This window comes from Streptomyces sp. WM6386 (assembly GCF_000972385.1).
GTDB lineage: Bacteria > Actinomycetota > Actinomycetes > Streptomycetales > Streptomycetaceae > Streptomyces.
The window spans coordinates 1-3,086 of the sequence record NZ_JXTE01000151.1 but is presented as its reverse complement, the minus strand read 5'-3'; the positions used below and the strand labels follow the sequence as shown (position 1 = coordinate 3,086).

3 protein-coding genes are annotated in these 3,086 nt (G+C 73.2%); all 3 read right to left on the bottom strand.

Annotated features, from left to right (window positions below; genetic code table 11):
• On the bottom strand, positions 1-883 hold an 883-nt coding region (locus tag TN53_RS40170; RefSeq protein WP_324609651.1), incomplete at its 3' end, for a carboxyl transferase domain-containing protein.
• Positions 876-2,348 carry an acyl-CoA synthetase gene (locus TN53_RS40165; RefSeq protein WP_046263812.1) on the bottom strand — a complete coding sequence of 491 codons (1,473 nt, stop codon included), beginning with the start codon at positions 2,346-2,348 and terminating at the stop codon, positions 876-878. The genes TN53_RS40170 and TN53_RS40165, both read right to left, overlap by 8 nt.
• Positions 2,349-2,415: 67 nt before the next feature.
• The coding region (locus TN53_RS40160) for an SLC13 family permease (protein WP_046263811.1) at positions 2,416-3,086 on the bottom strand (671 nt) is incomplete at its 5' end.

Here is a 3,086-nt window from a genome sequence, read left to right as displayed (position 1 = left end):
CGGGTGAGGCGTGCGGGGTGTCCTGGGTGCCGTCCGCCGGTGGGGGCGTCTGCGTGCCGAAGCGTGGGGGCTCGGGGGCTTGCGGGGTGTCGTCGGTCGGTGCCGGGTCTGTCTTCCCGTCGGCGAGCGGGGAGGCGGGGCGGATGTCGGTGTCGCCGGTCCATGAGGAGGGCCCCGGGCCGGGGTGTCGTGGTAGGGGTGCCTCCAGGGCCGGGGACGTCAGCAGGCGTAGCCAGCGGCCCAGGGTCTTGCGGAGCGCCTCCGGGCGTACGACCGCGTCCACCGCACCCGCCGCCACCTGCGCCTCGGCCGTGTACGCCCTCGGATCCGCGTCCGGGGGGCGGACCCGGGAGCCCGCGAAGCCGATCTGGGCGCCGGGCAGAGCGAGGACGATGTCGGCGCCCGCGCCCAAGGTGGCCCAGCCGCCGCCTGTGGTCGGGTCCCGTAGCACCGCGATCTGGGGCAGGCCCGCCTCGCGGGTGAGGGCCGACTGGCGGGCCACGCGCTGGAGTTGGGTCAGGGCGAGCATGCCCTCCTGCATACGGCTGCCACCCGTGGCGACCAGGGGGACGACCGGGAGGCGGTGGGCGCGGGCGTAGGTGTACGCCGCCTCCAGCCGGTCGCCGGTGCGTACGCCCAGGGAGCCGCCGAGGTAGCCGAACTCGAAGGCCAGCAGCACTGCCCGGGTTCCCTCGACCTTCCCCGTCCCGCAGACGACGGACTCGTCCTCGCCGGTGCGCTCGGTCGCGCGGGCGCGTGCGGCGTCGTAACCCTGCCAGGCGAGGGGGCCGTCGGGCGTCGACTCCGTTGCCGGAGTGGGGAGTTCGGTGAAGTCGTCCGTGACGAGGGCGAGGAACTCGCGTGCGGAGAGACGGTCAGCCATGGGCCAGCGACCGCTTCATGATCTTCCCCATGTCGTTGCGGGGGAGGGCGTCCAGGTGGTGGACGACGCGTGGGCGCTTGTGCGGGGCGAGACGGCGGGCCACGTGGTCGGCCAACTCCTCCGCCGTGGGCGGGGACTGGGGATCCGCCGGCACGATCCAGGCGACGATCCGTTCGCCCAGATCGGCGTCCGGCTCCCCGGTGACCGCCGCCTCCCGCACCCCCGGGTGTTCGAGGAGCGCGTTCTCGATCTCACCCGCCCCGATCTTGTAACCCCCGCTCTTGATCAGGTCGGTGGCCTTCCGGCCGACGATCCGGACGTAGCCGTCGGACTCGCGCACCGCCATGTCCCCCGTACGGAACCAGCCGTCGGCCGTGAACGCGGCCGCCGTCGCGTCGGGCCGGTTGAGGTACTCGGTGAACAGGTTCGGGCCGCGCACCTGGATCTCGCCCACCGTCTCCCCGTCGTACGAGGTGATCGGCGCCCCGTCCTCCTCCACCAGCCGCAGCTCCACCCCCGGCAGCGGCACCCCCACCGTCCCCGCCCGGGCCTCGCCGTCCGCGCGGACACTGGTGTTCATCAGGGTCTCCGTCATGCCGTACCGCTCGATCACCCGCCGGCCCGTCGCAGCCGTGATCCGCTCGTGGTCGTGCACCGGCAGCGCGGCCGACCCGGAGACGAGCAGCCGTGCCCGACCCAGCGCCTTCGCCAACTCCGGTTCCCCGGACAGGGACTGGGCGATCCGGTGGTACATCGTCGGCACCCCGAACAGCATCGTCGCGCCGTCGGACAGCTCCCGCGCGACGCCCTGCGTCGAGAACCGGCCCAGATGGCGCACCGATCCGCCGCGCCGCAGCGGCCCGAGGATGCCCAGGACGAGGCCGTGCACATGGAACAGCGGCAGACCGTGCACCAGCACGTCCTCGCCGGTCCACTGCCAGGCGTCGGCCAGCGCGTCCAGGGTCGAGGCGATCGCCCGGCGGGGGATGACGGCGCCCTTCGGGGGGCCGGTGGTGCCGGAGGTGTAGACGACGAGGGCGGGGGCTTCGTCGGTGGTCGTCTCCTCGGTGGAGGTGAAGGTGGAGGTGGAGGTGGTGGTGGCGGTGGTCGTGTCGGGGGTCACGTCGATGCGTGGCAAGTCCCTTATCGCGGCGGGCAGTTCATCTCCCGGTGCCGCCAGGACCAGCGACGGCGCGCTGTCCGACAGGATGTGCCCGAGCTCCTTCTCCCCGGACTTCGGGTTCAGCGGCACCGCGGGCACACCGGCCCGCAGTGCCGCCACGACGGCGACGGCGGTCTCCAGCGTCGGGGTCGCCCATACGGCGACGCGGCCGGCGTTCCTGAGGCTGCCGGCCAGCAGACCGGTCGCGGTGGCGAGCTCCGCGTACGTCAGGGACCGGTCGCCGAACCGCAGGGCGGGGCGGTCCGCCGGAGCGTCCGTCAGGGCCGGGAAGAGAGAGGTCACGCGTCGTACTCCTTAGCTGTTGCCGGGTTCGCCGAGGCGGTTGCCGATGCGTTGCCGATGGTGGTGGTCACCCGATGCCGGGCACGACCAGCACCAGCCACACCACCGCGGGCACCACCGCCACCACGATCCCCCCGTAGACCATCAACTGCCGGAAGAAACGCTCGCGGTCGACGTCCGGTGCCGCCGCCAGGACGAGTGCGCCGTTCGTCGAGAACGGGCTCACGTCCACCACCGTCGCCGACACCGCCAGCGCCGCCACCATGCCGACCGCCCCGATCTCGCCCTGTGCCAGGAACGGCACCGCCAACGGGATCAGCGCTCCCATGATCCCCACGGAGGAGGCGAACGCCGAGATGATCGCGCCGATGTAGCAGAGCAGCACCGCCGCCAGCAGGGGGACGCCGATGTCACCGACGCCCTCACCGGCCCAGGTGATGGTGCCCATCTCGTCCAGGACACCGACGTAGGTGAGGACACCGCAGATCAGCAGCACCGTCGACCAGGCGATCTGGCCGACCGCCGTGCGGCTGTCCTCCGGCCAAAGGGTGCTCAGGACCACGGCGAGGGTGATCGCGGTCAGCCCGGCGTCCAGATCGAAGGCCAGCACGGCCACGACGAGGGCGACCAGGGCGGTGAGGGTGGCGATACGGGCCGGGGTGAGACGGGCAGCGGCGGGGGTCTCGGAGGGAGGGGCCACGGTGGTGGTGCCGGTCGCGGCGGGGGCCGGTGCGGGGG